The sequence below is a fragment of the Nonomuraea sp. NPDC004186 genome (assembly GCF_053603495.1).
In genome coordinates this window covers 1-13,818 of record NZ_JBSGFQ010000208.1, presented here as the reverse complement: position 1 = coordinate 13,818, position 13,818 = coordinate 1, and the positions used below count along the sequence as shown (strand labels likewise).

Genomic DNA, 13,818 nt, shown 5'->3' with positions numbered 1-13,818 from the left:
CTGGGCGCCGGCGCCCACGGGGCCCCCCTGGAGCGCGCCGGCCAGCACGGCGATCGCGGCCTTTTTCTTTATAAACTTGGGCCCCCCGCCCGGGAGGCGCGGCCGGTTCGTTTCGTGGCTTTCAGCTGGGTAGATGGCGAACACGCCAACCGCGAACATCGGGCAAAGGGGGAAACATGCCTCGCGGATCAAGCCGGAAACGGGAACGACAGTACGAGCACATCAAGAACAGCGCCAAGAAGCGGGGCGAAAGCACCAAGCGGGCCAAGGAGATCGCCGCCCGGACCGTGAACAAGGAACGCGCCAGGGCCGGTGAGTCTCGGACCGCCAGCCGTACCTCGACTCAGGACATCTCCTCGAGCCGGCGCGGAGGGCTGCGCTCGCACTCCGGAGCGGGCGGCCGTACGCGGGATCAGCTCTACGAGGAGGCCAGGCGCCGCAACATCAAGGGCCGCTCCAAGATGAGCAAGGCACAACTGGAGAAGGCTCTCGGTTGACCGGACGCCCTGCCGGGGAACTGCAGGCCCCCGCGGTGTTCCGGCAGGGCGTCAACCGCGTCACTCCAGGCACCGAACCCCCCTCCACCCTGATCGTGATCGCACGAACCCCCATGCGTGATACGTCTGCGTATTTCTATTTTCACGTAGAGTAATCGTCGCCAGCCGAACGAAGCTCTGTCCATTTTTGGGGTTTATGTGTTTCCGTGTCCGCTTCACGGGCAGGGAGGGACCGATCAGGTCAGCCGAGTGAGGAGGGCTGGTCATGAAGGACAGGTGCCGAGTGGCGCTGGCTCTCGCCGCAGGCTATTACTTGGGCCGGCGTCGCAAGCTGCGCTGGGCGACCGCCCTGGCGGCGGCTGGGGTGGCCGGTGCGTTGCGAAAGAGCGATGGTGGCGGGGGCCTCCTGGGGCAAGGGCTGAAGATTCTCGGCTCGTCCCCGGAGATCGAGCAACTCACCGGCAGGCTGCGCGGAGAACTGCTTGAGGTCGGCAAGGCGGCCGCCGTCGCCGCGACGAGCAGGCAGATCGACTCCCTGACCGAGAAGCTGCACGGGCGAGCCGAGTCGATGCGGCAGGCGGGGCGCCCGCGTGCCGCGGAGGAGGAGCCGGAAGACGAGGAAGAGTACGGCGAGGAAGAGTACGGCGAGGAAGCGTACGACGAGGAACCTCCGGAGGAGGAGAAGCCCCGCGTGCGGCGGCCGAGAGCCGGGCGGGTGCCGTCCGTCCCGCCTGTGCGCAGAGGGCGGAGGTGAGATCGATGGCGCAGGAGAGCAAGGCCGGGCCGGTCCAGAAGGTAGCCCAGGAAGTGCTGCCGAAGGATCTCCTCATGGAGGGCGCGCAGAAGCTGGTCCAGGCTCTGGTGGAGCGGGCGCTGTCGTCTCTCACCGATCGGCTCGAAGGCATGACGGGCAGGCTCAACGATGTCGCGGAGGGCGGCGGAACCGGACTGTTGAGCGCCATCACGGGATCGGAGGGCCTGAGTCCCGGGAAAATCCTCGGGAAATCGATGCTGGCCGGGGCGGGAGAAGCCGTCAAGGAGACGGTTAAAGGGCTGGGGAAGAAGGGGAAAAAGGCCGGGAAGACGCGGATCACCAACATCGTCGAATCGATTGATGTGGGTGCTCCGATCCGGATCGTCTATAACATGTGGACCCAGTTCGAGGCTTTCCCGGGCTACATGAAAAAGGTGGAGAACGTCGACCAGGAGTCCGATCAGAAGGTCAACTGGAAGGCGCAGATCTTCTGGTCCCATCGGAACTGGGAGTCGCACATCGTCGAGCAGGTGCCCGACCAGCGGATCATCTGGCGGTCGAAGGGGCCCAAGGGCTTCGTCGACGGCGCGGTGACCTTCCACGCCGTCACTCCCGACCTCACCCGCGTCCTGCTCGTCCTCGAGTATCACCCGCAGGGCCTGTTCGAGCGCGTCGGCAACATCTGGCGGGCGCAGGGCAGGCGGGCGCGTCTGGAGTTCAAGCACTTCCGGCGGCACGTGATGACGCAGACGATGCTGCATCCGGAAGAGGTGGAGGAAGACGGCTGGCGTGGTGTGATCCACGACGGCAAGGTGGTCAAGTCGCACCAGGACGCCGTCGAGGAGGAGCAGGGCGAAGAAGAAGAGGAGCGGCCGGAAGAGGAATTCGAGAAGGCCGAGAAGCCCGAAGAAGAAGAGCGGGAACCCGAAGAAGAAGAGCGGGAAGAGGAGCCGGAAGGCAAATACGAGGAGGAAGAGGAGCCCGGAGAAGAATACGAGGAGGAGCCGGAAGAAGAAGAGGAAAAGGAAGAGGAAGAGAGAACCCGTCGCCGCGCCGAGACCGGCAGGGGCCAGGGCGCCCGGCGTCCGGTGCGACGGCGTCCCGCGGAAGAGGAGGAAGAGCCCCGGCGGCCGGTGCGCCGCAGGGTGGCGACCCGACGCGGGTGACGCTCGAGGAGCGAGGAAATGACTGTACAACCCGCGGCGGGCGGAATGGCGGAACGTCCGACCCCGACGGGTCTGGCGGACGTGATCGACACGATCCTCGACAAGGGACTCGTGATCGACGCCTACGTCCGGGTCTCACTGATCGGCATCGAGATTCTGACCGTCGACGCGCGCATCGTGATCGCCAGCGTCGACACGTATCTGCGCTTCGCCGAGGCCGTGAACCGGCTGGATCTCGCCGAACAGAGCCAGGGGCTGCCGGAGGTCATGCAGGAGATGAAGGGCGGCCAGATCGGCGACAGGACCAAGGACATCACGCAAGGGGTGCTGGAGGCCGCAGGGGACAAGCTGCACGAGCTGGTCGGCGACCTCACCGAGGACACCGAACGCCGGCCCGCCCGGCGCAGCCGGAGGGAGGAAGGCTGACCATGGCCGAGTCTGTCGACACCGTTCCCTCCTCGGCCGAGGAGGAGCGCACACCCCTGGATCGGGACCTCAGCACTTACGTCTACGGGATCGTGCCTGAGGACGTCCAGGTCTCCGACGACGCGCGCGGCGTGGGCGCCGCCCCCGTGCGCCTCGTACGGCACGGCAAGATCGGCGCCCTGGTGAGCGAGGTGGCGGTCGCCGGCCCGCTGGGCACGCCCGACGACCTCGTGGCGCACCAGCAACTGCTGGACGCCACCGCCGCCGAGGTTCCCGTGCTTCCCCTCCGGTTCGGCGCGGTGCTGACGAACCGGGAGGCGGTGGTGGACGAGCTGCTGGCCCCGCATCACGACGAGTTCCTCGCCGCCCTCGACGAGCTGGAGGGACGGGCCGAGTTCGTCGTCAAGGGACGCTACGACGAGCGGGCGGTGCTCATGGAGGTGCTGAACGAGAACGTCGAGGCGGCCCAGCTGCGCGACGAGATCCGGGGCAAGCCCGAGGCCGCGACCAGGGAGGCGCGCATCCGGCTGGGTGAGGTCGTCAACCAGGCGGTCAGCGCCAAACGGGAGGCCGACACCGAGTCCATCCTCGACCGGCTCGCCCCGCTCAGCGTCTTCACCGTCGTACGCGAGCCGTCCCACGAGCGGGACGCCGTCCACCTGGCGCTCCTGGTCGAGAGCGACCGCCGGGACACGCTGGAGGAGGCGGTGGAGGAGTACTCCAGGCTGTGGGCGGGACGGATCGAGCTGCAGCTGCACGGCCCGCTGGCGCCGTACGACTTCGTGGTGAGCGCCGGGGAGGGCGGCGGCTGATGGGCCTGCTCAGCCTCGTCTTCGGCTGGCCGCTGGCGCCGCTGCACGGCGTGATCCGGCTCGGTGAGCTGATCCAGGAAGAGGTCGAGCGCGAGCTGCGCGATCCGACGGTGGTCAGGCACCGGCTGGAGGAGATCGAGGAGTCCCGGGCCGCCGGCCTGATCTCCGAGGAGGAGGAGGCCCTGGAGACGCAGGAGGTCCTGCAGGGGATGATGGGCGGCCCCGGTCGGGTCGAGCCGGCGCGGCGGGACGAGGGGAGGTGATCCTGTGCCTGAGAGGCGAAGGGCTCGCGAGGAGGGGGTTCCGCCTCCGGCGCGTTCGAGAGACCCCGCCCGCGACACCGCCGAACGGCCGAAGCGCCGCCCTCGTGGCCTGTCCGCCGTGACCGCAGGTGGGTTCGGGTTGCAGCACATCGCGGACCTGACCGGCAGGGAGACGGAGGGCGTGACCCGGGTGAAGCCCGAGGACGACGGGTGGCTGGTCAACGTCGAGGTCGTCGAGGACCGCCGCGTCCCTTCCTCCGGCGACATCCTCGCACTCTACGAGGCCGAACTGGACACGGAGGGCGATCTGCTCTCCTACCGGAGGCTGCGGCGTTACCGGCGCGGCAGCGGCGACTACGTGGAGGAGTCGCGATGACCGAGCAGTACCGGCCGGGGGTCGTGGGACGCCAGTCCTACCCGTCCTCGGTGTCCTCGGGTCGCGAACCGGCCAACCTGGGCGACATCCTCGAACGGGTCCTCGACCGGGGCGTGGTGATCGCCGGGGACATCCGCGTGAACCTGCTGGACATCGAGCTGCTCACGATCAAGCTGCGGCTGATCATCGCCTCGGTCGACACCGCCAGGGAGATGGGCATCGACTGGTGGGAGCACGATCCCTGGCTCACCGGCAAGGACAGGGCCCTTGTCGAGGAGAACCGCCGGCTGCGCGACCGGATCGCGGCCCTGGAGGAGGGCCGGCCGCGGCGCCGCGCCATCGAGCCGATCGAGGGCGAGATCGAGGCCGAGGAGGTCGAGGAGCGGCCGGTCAGAAGGGGACAGCGCGGTGGATGACGCCGGTACGTACCTCTACGCCGTGGCGAGCGACGTGGCCGTCCCCTGCCCGGAGGGCCTGAAGGGGGTGGCCGGCCGGGACGTGCGGGCCATCGCCGAGTCCGGCCTGGTCGCGTACGTGAGCACCGTCCCGCTGGACCAGTTCGGCGAGGAGCCGCTGCGGCGATCCATGGAGGACCTCGACTGGCTGGGCGCGACCGCCCACGCCCACCACCGCGTGGTGGAGGCGGTGGCGCGGCTGGGGCCGGTCGCGCCGGTGCGCCTCGTCACGGTCTACAGCGGCGAGGAGCAGGTCCGCCGCCTGCTGGAGGAACGGCACGACGACTTCGCCGACACGCTCACCCGCGTCGCGGGCCGGCAGGAGTGGGGGGTGAAGGCGTACGTGGTGAAGACCGAGACCGCCCCGGTGGCGCCCGAGACGAGCAGCGAGGAGCCGGCCAGTCCCGGCACCGCCTACCTCAAGCGGCGCCAGGCGAGCCTGCGCACCCGCGAGGAGTCGTGGCGGGACGCGGGGGCGCGGGCCGAGCGCATCCACGACGTCCTCAGGTGCGTCGCGGTCGCGAGCCGGCGGCATCGGGCGCAGGACCCGCAGCTTTCCGGCAGGGACGAGTGGATGGTCCTCAACGGCGCCTACCTGGTCGACGAGGAGCGCGCGGAGGAGTTCGCGCGGACCCTGGACGACCTGCGCGGGCAGGGGATCGAGCTGGAGCTCACCGGCCCCTGGGCCCCCTACTCGTTCACGGTTCTGGAGGAGGGAGGCCCGCGATGACCCACGACGCGCCACCGCGCGGCGCCGTCCTGGCCGCGGAGGAGCGCCTGCCGGCGGAGCGGGTGGCGCTGGTCGACCTGCTGGACCGGCTGCTGGCCGGCGGCGTGGTGGTGAGCGGGGATCTCGTCCTGTCCATCGCGGACATCGACCTGGTACGCATCTCCGTCCGCGCGCTGATCATGTCGGTGCGCGAATCCGACACTTTCGGGGGCGTCGATGGTGAGCTCTGGAGATGAGCCGGCCACCCGGGTGCGGGAGGCGCGATCCAGCCGCCTGCGCATCGAAGCCGACCGCGAAGCGGTCGAACGTGACCTGTCGCGCCTCGTCCTCACCCTGGTCGAGCTCGTGCGCCAGCTCGTGGAGAGGCAGTGCGTGCGGCGGATGGAGCAGGGCGACCTGTCGGACGAGCAGGTCGAGGTGCTGGGCGTGACGTTGATGCGGCTCGAGGAGGCCATGACGGAGCTGTGCGAGCGCTTCGACCTGTCGCCGTCGGACCTGAACCTCGACCTCGGGCCGCTCGGCACGCTCCTCCCCGAGGACCGCTGACCCGGCTCAGGGGCCGCTCTCGCGGTAGAGGTCATGGACCGAGGTCAGCTCGCGCAGGGGCACGCGGAGCAGGACGCCGAGGTCGTCGATCCTTTCGACGTGCTCCCACGGGACGTAGCGGGTGTGGCGGTGCAGCACCCTGAGCAGGGCCCTGACCAGCCAGGGGCCCTTGATGGCCGGGCCCCGTTCGTAGCCGAACAGCCGTCCGGTGTGGCGGGTCACGACGATCAGGCCGGCCACGCGGAAGGCGTGGTGGACCTGCCGGAGCAGTGGCCCGTCCTGCACCAGGCGCACGTCGGCGACCTGGCCGACGGCCCGGCCCGAGCTGTCGCGGACCGGGCGGGCGAGCAGGTCACTCAGTCTCATGCCAGGCTCCGGGGATGGGTTCGATGAGGTGGGTGCGGACCCAGCGTTCGAGCGCGGGCCGGGTCAGGTCGCCGCCGACGTGCACGGCACTGGCGACGCGGCTGACGTCCGCCATGGGGATGCGGGGCGGGGCCTGGGCGCCGAGCAGGCGGGCGACGCCTGTCATGAGCCTGCCGAGCACTCCTCCGATGCGCGGCCCGAGCGCGAGCGGGCCCGTCAGGATGGCGGTGACGTACGGGCGGCCCTGCTCGTCGAAGGCCAGCTCCAGATCGTCGACCTTGCACACCAGACGGCCGTCGCGGTCGTGCACGACCTGCCGGTCGAGCAGGTGCAACTGCGCGTGCAGGACGCGTGCCCTCGTCATTGGCCCGCCTTCGTGGCCAGCATGAGGGGGATGGCGGCGATCGACACCGCGACGAGGAGGATCATGAAGACCGTGCCCAGGGTGTTGGAGAAGACGCCGTTCACCTTGTCCCCCATGTAGTCCCGATCGTTGGCGATCATCAGCACCGGCAGGTACGTCAGCGGCAGCGCCGCCGCCGAGAACACCAGCGAGTACTCGGTCACCATGATCGGGTCGATGCTGGTCAGGATCAGCGCGGTCGCCACGATCATCACGACGAGCACCGTGGCGTGGAAGCGGGCCGCCTCGCGCGGGCGCACCCGCTTGCCCCACTGCCAGCCGAAATACTGGCTCAGGCAGTAGCCCGACGACAGCGCCACCTCGAGCGTCGCGCCGAGCGTGGCCGCGAACACGCCGAGGATCACCAGCGCCAGCCCGATCTGGCCCGCCCCGAGGGCGACCGGCAGCACCATCTGGTCCAGGGACTCCACCTGCACGTGGACCGGCAGGAACACCGTGGCCGCGCACGCCGCGATCGCCAGCGACAGCAGCCCGCCGAGCGGGAAGCCGATCAGCACGTTCGCCCGGGAGATCGACAGGTCGCGGCGGGTCCAGTTCTCCTCCACCCCGCCGGAGGAGAAGAAGAACACCTCGTACGGGGTCATCGCCCCGCCCAGCAGCGCGATCGCGTAATAGAAGTAGGTGGGCAGCCCCTCGTCCGGCGGCGGCGCGGGACGACTGGCCTGCCGCCACAGCTCCCCCCAGTCGGGCCCGAGCTGCCACAGCGCGACGACGAAGATCAGCAGCGCGAGCCCGGCCAGCCCGAAGACGCGCTCCAGCGTCTCGAACCGCACCCGCCACATCACCAGCCACGCCGCGAACGCCACGGCCGGCACCCACAGCAGGTAGTCGACGCCGGTGGCCAGCTCCAGGGCCAGCGCCGCGCCGCCGATCTCGGCCGCCACCGTCATCGCCAGGATGAAGAACGACGCGCCAAGGTTCGCCAGGCCCGCCTTCGGGCCGAGCCGCTCACGTACCAGGTCGAACACCGCCCGCCCCGACACCGCCGCGATCCGGCCCGACATCTCGGCGAACACGCAGATGCCCAGCACCCCCAACAGCACCACCCACGCCAGCGACATCCCGAACCGCGAGCCCACCAGAGAGTTGGCGACCAGATCGCCGATGTCCACGAAGCCGCCGATCGCGGTGAGGATGCCCAGCGTGATGCCCAGAAACCGCTTCATTCGTGCTCGTCCTGGAAGCGCCGCAGGCTCTCGCCCAGCCCGGCCAGCTCCCGTGCCGCTCCGGCCGGATCCTCGACGCGATCGCGTCTGACCTGCACCAGCAGCCCGGAGACGGCCTTCCCGGCCCGCTCGCCGATCTCCAGTAACCGCCCGCCCAGCGCCTCGGCCCGCTCCGACGGCGGCTGCACGGCCCCGAACTCGTCGTTGACGCCCTGCACCTGCTCGGTCGCGTTGGTCAGCAGCACCGTCAGGTACGGTCGCGTCAGCCGCCCGCCCCCGCCGACGGCCAGCCGGACCGCCTCGACCGTCGAGCCGACCGCCTCCGCCGACGCGGCCGCCTTCAGCTCGTAGTCACGGTCGTCCCACGCCGGACTCGAACACCCCGGCACCAGGAGTCCCACCAGCGCGAGCGCCCACACTCGCCTCATGCGCGCCGCCGCAACAGCACGTACGCGAGCGTGCCCAGCAAGGCGAGATACTGTCCCCAGGCCACCAGTAAGACGAGACCCTCATCCATCATGACCATGGACTGCCCCGGCCGACGCCGAACAGTCACCGGCCCTCACCGAGGGGCCTGGGGACGGATTCACTTCAGGAGCGGCCCCGGCCGGTGAGGGCGTCGCGGATGCGATCCACCAGCCCCGTCCCCGCCGCCAGCAGCTTGTTGGCCGGCGGGGTGTCGGGCGCCGACGGGTGCGGCCGGGTGGGAGCCGTCTTCTTGGCCCGCTGCACCTTGGCCCCGAGTTCTCTCAGCTCCGCGGGTGCGCAGGCCTCGCGCAACCGGGGGAACAGATCGTTCTCCTCTTCGCGGACGTGGGCGCGGATCTGGCTCATCAGCAGGTCCGTGGTGGGCCAGAACTCGGCGTCGCCCGGCTCCAGCCCTTCGAGCCGCTTCATGGTCTCCTCGGCGTCGGCGTGCTCGGAGATCTCCTGATCGGCCAGCTTGGCGCCGCCTGGGACGTGCTCGCGGACGGCCGGGTACAGGTACTGCTCCTCGGCGACCGAGTGCCGTACCAGTTCGATGACCACCTGCTCGGTCAGCGTCTTGGGCTCCTCGCCGATCGCCCCCCTCATGTGGTCGAGCTCGGAGAACATCCGCTCGACCTCACGGTGGTCGGTGACCAGGACCTCGATCACATCTTGCTGCGTGTTCATGCGAGCCTCCTCTCGCGGCCCACATTCCCGCTGACAGCGGCCGAAACCTGCGGCGGCCCGGCTGTCACCAGGCGCGCGTCCGCCCGAACCACACGTTGCGGGCGCGGAAGAAGCTGTCGCCGTCGGGACCGGGCCGCTGGTCGGCCCAGCCGGCGTCGCCCTCCTCGATGTTGGAGGCGTAGGAGCCCATCTGCAGGTTGATGATGAGCGTCTGCGCGACCCCGGCCCAGCCGTAGCCGGTGTGGGTGTCCACGTAATTTCCGTCGAAGTAGTAGTCGAGCTTGACGTCGTCGCCGCTCTTGTACATCCAGACCCGATATTTGTGAAACCCGTCGGGGTTGTCGACGGGGACCTCGGAACGCTGGTAGGTCGCTCCGCCGGCTGTCTTGTAGTACGTGTTGAAGAAGTTGACGGCCTTGCCCTGCTCGTTGACGCCGACGTATTCCAGGATGTCGGTCTCCGGCGGCCATTCCGGCCAGGTGCCGGTGGTCCAGAAAGCCGGCCAGATGCCCGGCCCCGTCTGCGTCCGGAACTCGCCCTCGATGTCGTACTCGGGGAACTGGTCGTTGACGATGATCCGCTGCTTGGCGTGGATGGCCCCGGAGCGGTACCACAGGGGGGCGTGCGGCGGCTGCGGGCTGGTCCCGGCAGAGGCGGACAGCCTGGTCGCCTTCAAGGTCAGCACGCCTTGGCTGAGGGAGACCTGGGCGGCCTCCATGCGCGCGGCGCCATTGTGGGTGTCGGGGTCGCTGTCCCAGGGATAAAGGTAATTCCACGCCGCGTTGAAGGCCGTTTGACTGTTGAAGGAGGTTTTCTCGACGAGATTCTCCCAGGTGGCCGCACTACGGCCGGCGCGGGTGGCGGCTGCCTGGGCGTCGGCGGGGATGAGTGAAAGCCCCAGGCCCATGCCGCCGGCTGCCGCCGCCGAGGTCAAGAATGTACGCCGATTGATTTCCTGATCGGACATTTCTTCCTTACGCGGGGATGAGAAGTGCGGAATGCCGGATCGGCCCTTAATCGGGTTAATGATCATGGTCGGGCGGACTCAGTATGCCCCATGGGCCGCCACGTCCGCCACCGCCCCGCGGGCCTGAGACCTCGCCTCTGCCGCTACGTCCTCACCGCCGGTCGGGCGGACCTGGCGTGCCGATGTTGATGGAGCCGGAGATGTCACCGGCCTGGATGACCGTGCCGGTGATGCGCGCGTCGCCGCCGATGGTGTTGCTCACGTCGTGCTTGTACTGAAGGAGCCGGGCCGTCTCGCCGGCCCAGTCAGCCAGCGATCGCTGGAACTCGGCGTCCGCGTGCGCGTGGTCCACCAGGACCCGCGTCGTCTCCTCCGGTGACCTCGTGTCAGCCTGCTCCAAGGCGGCCGTGACGGCGGCATCCGTGCCGAACCGCCGCCGCACGAGGGCCGTCAGCGAGCCCCACGCGCTCTTGCCGGCCTCGCCCGCGGCGCCTCCGACGATGGCGGAGACCACCGCCGTCAGGGTGGCGATGACACTCGGATCCATCGCTCCTCTTTCGCGTGTGAGAGGTGTCCTTCGAGCGTAGATCCACACCGGGGCCGAGCGCGCACGGCACGGGCACTCATGCCGATCGGTTATGGCTTCCCTGTGCGGATCCGAGAGTCCCGGCCGAGGGGGAACACTCCTGAATCGTGACCGGCGAAGAGCGTTCATGGGCGAGGCGGGCGTGGTGAGCGCCGAAGGGGGCGGAATCGTCCGCAATGAGCTCTCCGGGCAGGTGACCGGTGCGGTGGTGCAGGCCGGGGACGTCGGTGTCATCAACATCGCCGCCGCGCCCGCCATACCCGCCGCTCCCGTCCGGGTCCCCCGGCAGGTGCCCGCGGAGCCGCCCGGCTTCGTCAACAGGACGCTCGAGCTGTCGTTGCTCGACCGGCACCTCGCCGACGGTCCCGCCGTGGCGGTCGTCTGCGGCCTGAAGGGAGTCGGTACGAGCGCCGTCGGGCGGCGCTGGGCCCACCAGGCGCGGGAGCGCTTCGGCGACGGCCAGCTCTACGTGGACCTCGGGGCGCTGCGGCACGGCGGGGCGACCGGGGTGAGCGACGTTCTCGCCGCCTTCCTGCGGGCGCTCGGCGTCCACGAGAGCTGGATCCCGGAGGGGCTGCCGGAGCGGGCGGCGATGTTCCGCTCGATGACGGCGGGGTCGCGGCTGCTCGTGCTGGTGGACGGCGCGGAGCACGCCGCGGAGGTGACGCCGCTGTGCCCGGCCTCGCCCGGCAGCGCCGTGGTGGTGACCAGCCACCGTCAGCTGCGCGGGCTGCTCGCCGAGGGCGCGGTGCCCGTCACGGTCGGCCCGCTGGATGCCGAGCAGGGGTTGCGGCTGCTGACCGGGATGCTCGGGGAGGAACGAGTCGGCGGGCAGCGTACGCACGCCGTCGAGCTGGTGCGGCTGTGCGGCGGGCTGCCGATCGCCCTGCGGATGGCCGGCGCGCAGCTGCTGCGGCACCCGGCGTGGTCGGTCGAGCGGCTGATCCGCGACCTGGCCGAGGCCGGACGGCGTCTCGACCGGGCGGCCACGGAGGGCGGGGTGTCCATGGACGCGTTCTTCGAGGCTGTCTATGAGGGATTGCCGGAAGGCGCCGCCCGGCTCTACCGGCTGCTCGGCGTGCTGCCCGGCAGCGCGTTCAGCCCGGGGCTCGCCGCCGCCGTGCTGGACGACGAGCCGGATCAGGCACTGGACCTGCTGCTCGACGCGCATCTGGTGGAGGAGTTCGCGCAGGACCGCTACCGGATGCACGACCTCGTCCGCCTGCACGCGGCCCGTCGTGCGCGCAGCGCGGAGCCGCCCGAGGCGCGGGAGTCGGCGCTGCGGCGGGCGGCGGAGTGGTATCTGGCCGGGGCGGCCGCCGCCGACGCCGCGATGGGCAGGCGGTTGCGGCTGGCCGACCACGGTGAGCGCGCTGGGTGGTCGTTCGCCTCGCGCGGTGAAGCCCTCGACTGGCTGGACACCGAACGCGCCGACCTGCTGGCGGTGGTGCGCGCCGCCGCCGCGCGCGAGTGGGACGAGATCGTCTGGCAGCTCGCCGAAGCGCTCTGGCCGCTGCACCACGATCGCGGCTATCACGCCGACTGCGCCGAGGCCAACGCTCTGGGGGTGGAAGCCGCGCTCCGCCTGGAGGCTCCCGCCGTGGAGGCCAGGATGCGCAACCAGCTGGCGCGTGCCCAGCTGATGCTCGGCGAGCTCGACCAGGCTCGGGATCAGCTCGTACGGGCCCGGCAAGCGGCCCGCGCGTCCGGCGACCCGAGGATGGAGGCGGTGATCCTGGAGTCGCTGGGCCGGGCCGCCCTCGTCCAGGCGGAGCCCGACACCGCCGCCGAGAGCTTCGCCGCGGCCTCGGCCATCCACGAGGGGGCGGGCAACGGCCGAGGGGTCGGCATGCAGCAGTACCACCTCGGGCTCGCCCATCTGGACGCCGGCCGGCACGGGGAAGCGGCGGCCGCCCTCGGCCGCGCCCTGCCCCTCATGGTGGCCGCCGGAGACGCGCTCAGCCAGGGGCGGATCCACCTGGAGCTGGCCAGGGCCCAACGCGGGCTCGGACGCCGTGCCGACGCGATCCGGTCGGCGCGGACCGCCGCGGAGATCACGCGCGAGTGCCGGGTGCCGGTGAAGGAGACCCAGGCGTGGGAGCTCCTGGCGGAGCTGGCCGAGGACGGCGGCGACCGCGAGGAGGCGGCGGACTGCCTGCGGCGGGCCCTGTCGGTCTGCCTGGCCTCGGGCAACCTGCCCAGGGCCGAGACGCTGCGTGCCCGCCTGGCCGCCGTGGACCGACCCTGATCTCAGGCGTCACAGTTGACGACCACCTGCCGGTCGCCCACCCGGACGGTGATCCCGGAGCGGAGATCCTCCCGGCTCCGGCCCCGCACGAGCCAGCCGTACACCGCGGACGGCAGGCAGCGGGGGTCAGGATCGCCGCCGGGGGCCGGCGTGGTGCCGACCCGCAGCCGTTCTCCGTCCCTCAACGTCAGGTCGACCGACCGGTCGCCGACGATCTCGGCCGTCATGAAGCAGCCGGGGTAGCGTCGCAGCGTCTCCTGAGCCCAGCCCGGCCGCGGGTCCCGGCCGACCACGATCGCGGCGTTCTCCAGCAGCCGGGGGTTCACCTCCTCGGCGTCCACGACCAGATGCGGGTCACGCACCTGGCCGCCGGGTCGGCGCTCCAGGACGGCGGGATATCGGCGGACGGTCACGCAGTCGCCGCCGACCACCGCCTCCACCTCGAAGGAGAGCACCTCGCCGCGCTCGGGCAGCGGCTCGGCGAGTGGCCGGGCGGTCGCGGGCGCGGCGGGCTCGGGCAGCTCCATCAGCCGGTACGCCAGGCGCCGCAGCAGGCCGTCCGCCTGACCGGGCATGCCGAAGGTACGTCCGGTGACGTCGTCGTGCGGACCGTGGGCCGCCATGACCCGCTCGATCTGCGGCAGGACGGCGCCGGCCGGGTCCAGCCGGGGCAGGGTCCCGGACAGCAGGGCCGTGGGGGAGCCGGGGTCGAGCTCCTCGGCCTCGCGTCCGGAGGAGGCCAGGAGCACCGGGCGGCCCAGGGCGGCGCCGTAGAAGGTGACGGAGCCGTGATCGCCCACGATGACGTCCGACGCCACGAGCGCGGCCTGCCAGCCCTGCTGCGGCGGGAGCACCAGCAGGCCGCCGTCGCGGGCGTCGGC

General features: G+C 70.9%; 19 protein-coding genes and 1 pseudogene. 12 read left to right on the top strand and 8 right to left on the bottom strand.

The annotated features are described in order from the left end of the window. The first annotated feature begins 176 nt into the window (after positions 1-176). The 11 genes from ACWEPL_RS63055 (at position 177) to ACWEPL_RS63005 (ending at position 6,025) form a co-directional block, all read left to right on the top strand. Positions 177-497 carry a plasmid stabilization protein gene (locus ACWEPL_RS63055; RefSeq protein ID WP_364257741.1) on the top strand — a complete coding sequence of 107 codons (321 nt, stop codon included), beginning with the start codon at positions 177-179 and terminating at the stop codon, positions 495-497. Positions 498-762: 265 nt separating this feature from the next. Next, positions 763-1,251: a hypothetical protein gene (locus tag ACWEPL_RS63050; RefSeq protein WP_363975029.1), complete on the top strand. Its 489-nt coding sequence runs from the start codon at positions 763-765 to the stop codon at positions 1,249-1,251. Positions 1,252-1,256: 5 nt separating this feature from the next. Continuing rightward, positions 1,257-2,417: an SRPBCC family protein gene (locus ACWEPL_RS63045; protein ID WP_452442476.1), complete on the top strand. Its 1,161-nt coding sequence runs from the start codon at positions 1,257-1,259 to the stop codon at positions 2,415-2,417. 18 nt (positions 2,418-2,435) lie between these two features. Continuing rightward, a complete protein-coding gene (gene gvpJ / locus ACWEPL_RS63040; RefSeq protein WP_452442475.1) occupies positions 2,436-2,843 on the top strand; it encodes a gas vesicle protein GvpJ in 408 nt (135 codons plus the stop codon). Positions 2,844-2,845: 2 nt separating this feature from the next. Continuing rightward, complete coding sequence (locus ACWEPL_RS63035; RefSeq protein ID WP_363975035.1) at positions 2,846-3,655, top strand: GvpL/GvpF family gas vesicle protein; 810 nt, start codon at positions 2,846-2,848, stop codon at positions 3,653-3,655. Continuing rightward, positions 3,655-3,918 carry a gas vesicle protein GvpG gene (locus ACWEPL_RS63030; protein ID WP_363975038.1) on the top strand — a complete coding sequence of 88 codons (264 nt, stop codon included), beginning with the start codon at positions 3,655-3,657 and terminating at the stop codon, positions 3,916-3,918. Before ACWEPL_RS63035 ends, ACWEPL_RS63030 begins: the two co-directional genes overlap by 1 nt. A gap of 4 nt (positions 3,919-3,922) precedes the next feature. Beyond that, complete coding sequence (gvpO, locus tag ACWEPL_RS63025; protein ID WP_363975041.1) at positions 3,923-4,294, top strand: gas vesicle protein GvpO; 372 nt, start codon at positions 3,923-3,925, stop codon at positions 4,292-4,294. Further along, positions 4,291-4,710 (top strand): gas vesicle protein, encoded by a 420-nt coding sequence (locus ACWEPL_RS63020; protein WP_363975044.1) that lies wholly within the window; start codon positions 4,291-4,293, stop codon positions 4,708-4,710. The genes gvpO and ACWEPL_RS63020 overlap by 4 nt, the downstream gene beginning before the upstream one ends. Continuing rightward, positions 4,703-5,479, top strand: a complete 777-nt coding sequence (locus tag ACWEPL_RS63015; RefSeq protein WP_452442472.1) for a GvpL/GvpF family gas vesicle protein — start codon at positions 4,703-4,705, stop codon at positions 5,477-5,479. The genes ACWEPL_RS63020 and ACWEPL_RS63015 overlap by 8 nt, the downstream gene beginning before the upstream one ends. Next, a complete protein-coding gene (locus ACWEPL_RS63010) occupies positions 5,476-5,715 on the top strand; it encodes a gas vesicle protein (RefSeq protein ID WP_350735713.1) in 240 nt (79 codons plus the stop codon). The genes ACWEPL_RS63015 and ACWEPL_RS63010 overlap by 4 nt, the downstream gene beginning before the upstream one ends. Beyond that, a complete protein-coding gene (locus ACWEPL_RS63005) occupies positions 5,696-6,025 on the top strand; it encodes a gas vesicle protein K (RefSeq protein ID WP_452442469.1) in 330 nt (109 codons plus the stop codon). Before ACWEPL_RS63010 ends, ACWEPL_RS63005 begins: the two co-directional genes overlap by 20 nt. A gap of 6 nt (positions 6,026-6,031) precedes the next feature. Here ACWEPL_RS63005 and ACWEPL_RS63000 read toward each other — a convergent pair whose 3' ends face one another. The 7 genes from ACWEPL_RS63000 to ACWEPL_RS62970 form a co-directional block, all read right to left on the bottom strand. Then, entirely contained in the window at positions 6,032-6,391 is a 360-nt protein-coding gene (locus ACWEPL_RS63000; protein ID WP_363975051.1) for a hypothetical protein, read from the bottom strand. Continuing rightward, a complete protein-coding gene (locus ACWEPL_RS62995) occupies positions 6,378-6,755 on the bottom strand; it encodes a hypothetical protein (protein WP_452442467.1) in 378 nt (125 codons plus the stop codon). Before ACWEPL_RS62995 ends, ACWEPL_RS63000 begins: the two co-directional genes overlap by 14 nt. Next, positions 6,752-7,981 carry an NRAMP family divalent metal transporter gene (locus ACWEPL_RS62990; protein WP_363975057.1) on the bottom strand — a complete coding sequence of 410 codons (1,230 nt, stop codon included), beginning with the start codon at positions 7,979-7,981 and terminating at the stop codon, positions 6,752-6,754. The genes ACWEPL_RS62995 and ACWEPL_RS62990 overlap by 4 nt, the downstream gene beginning before the upstream one ends. Beyond that, positions 7,978-8,409: a hypothetical protein gene (locus ACWEPL_RS62985; protein WP_452442465.1), complete on the bottom strand. Its 432-nt coding sequence runs from the start codon at positions 8,407-8,409 to the stop codon at positions 7,978-7,980. The genes ACWEPL_RS62990 and ACWEPL_RS62985 overlap by 4 nt, the downstream gene beginning before the upstream one ends. Positions 8,410-8,572: 163 nt before the next feature. Then, positions 8,573-9,136 (bottom strand): hemerythrin domain-containing protein, encoded by a 564-nt coding sequence (locus tag ACWEPL_RS62980; protein ID WP_363975063.1) that lies wholly within the window; start codon positions 9,134-9,136, stop codon positions 8,573-8,575. Positions 9,137-9,200: 64 nt separating this feature from the next. Then, complete coding sequence (locus tag ACWEPL_RS62975) at positions 9,201-10,103, bottom strand: glycoside hydrolase family 16 protein (RefSeq protein WP_452442463.1); 903 nt, start codon at positions 10,101-10,103, stop codon at positions 9,201-9,203. Between the two features lie 151 nt (positions 10,104-10,254). Then, positions 10,255-10,650, bottom strand: coding sequence for a hypothetical protein (locus ACWEPL_RS62970; protein WP_350735705.1), 396 nt, complete (start codon positions 10,648-10,650; stop codon positions 10,255-10,257). 166 nt (positions 10,651-10,816) lie between these two features. Here ACWEPL_RS62970 and ACWEPL_RS62965 point away from each other — a divergent pair, with 166 nt between their 5' ends. Then, positions 10,817-12,937, top strand: a complete 2,121-nt coding sequence (locus tag ACWEPL_RS62965; protein ID WP_452442460.1) for a hypothetical protein — start codon at positions 10,817-10,819, stop codon at positions 12,935-12,937. Between the two features lie 2 nt (positions 12,938-12,939). On the opposite strand, the pseudogene ACWEPL_RS62960 reads toward ACWEPL_RS62965, so the two are convergent. After that, a pseudogene (locus ACWEPL_RS62960) lies at positions 12,940-13,818 on the bottom strand (hypothetical protein); the annotation flags it as partial.

Coding starts and splice junctions, on each gene's coding strand:
- ACWEPL_RS63055 (WP_364257741.1), top strand. CDS start 177: ATGCCTCGCGGATCAAGCCGGAAACGGGAACGACAGTACGAGCACATC.
- ACWEPL_RS63050 (WP_363975029.1), top strand. CDS start 763: ATGAAGGACAGGTGCCGAGTGGCGCTGGCTCTCGCCGCAGGCTATTAC.
- ACWEPL_RS63045 (WP_452442476.1), top strand. CDS start 1,257: ATGGCGCAGGAGAGCAAGGCCGGGCCGGTCCAGAAGGTAGCCCAGGAA.
- gvpJ (WP_452442475.1), top strand. CDS start 2,436: ATGACTGTACAACCCGCGGCGGGCGGAATGGCGGAACGTCCGACCCCG.
- ACWEPL_RS63035 (WP_363975035.1), top strand. CDS start 2,846: ATGGCCGAGTCTGTCGACACCGTTCCCTCCTCGGCCGAGGAGGAGCGC.
- ACWEPL_RS63030 (WP_363975038.1), top strand. CDS start 3,655: ATGGGCCTGCTCAGCCTCGTCTTCGGCTGGCCGCTGGCGCCGCTGCAC.
- ACWEPL_RS63020 (WP_363975044.1), top strand. CDS start 4,291: ATGACCGAGCAGTACCGGCCGGGGGTCGTGGGACGCCAGTCCTACCCG.
- ACWEPL_RS63010 (WP_350735713.1), top strand. CDS start 5,476: ATGACCCACGACGCGCCACCGCGCGGCGCCGTCCTGGCCGCGGAGGAG.
- ACWEPL_RS63005 (WP_452442469.1), top strand. CDS start 5,696: ATGGTGAGCTCTGGAGATGAGCCGGCCACCCGGGTGCGGGAGGCGCGA.
- ACWEPL_RS63000 (WP_363975051.1), bottom strand. CDS start 6,391: ATGAGACTGAGTGACCTGCTCGCCCGCCCGGTCCGCGACAGCTCGGGC.
- ACWEPL_RS62995 (WP_452442467.1), bottom strand. CDS start 6,755: ATGACGAGGGCACGCGTCCTGCACGCGCAGTTGCACCTGCTCGACCGG.
- ACWEPL_RS62990 (WP_363975057.1), bottom strand. CDS start 7,981: ATGAAGCGGTTTCTGGGCATCACGCTGGGCATCCTCACCGCGATCGGC.
- ACWEPL_RS62985 (WP_452442465.1), bottom strand. CDS start 8,409: ATGAGGCGAGTGTGGGCGCTCGCGCTGGTGGGACTCCTGGTGCCGGGG.
- ACWEPL_RS62980 (WP_363975063.1), bottom strand. CDS start 9,136: ATGAACACGCAGCAAGATGTGATCGAGGTCCTGGTCACCGACCACCGT.
- ACWEPL_RS62975 (WP_452442463.1), bottom strand. CDS start 10,103: ATGTCCGATCAGGAAATCAATCGGCGTACATTCTTGACCTCGGCGGCG.
- ACWEPL_RS62970 (WP_350735705.1), bottom strand. CDS start 10,650: ATGGATCCGAGTGTCATCGCCACCCTGACGGCGGTGGTCTCCGCCATC.
- ACWEPL_RS62965 (WP_452442460.1), top strand. CDS start 10,817: ATGGGCGAGGCGGGCGTGGTGAGCGCCGAAGGGGGCGGAATCGTCCGC.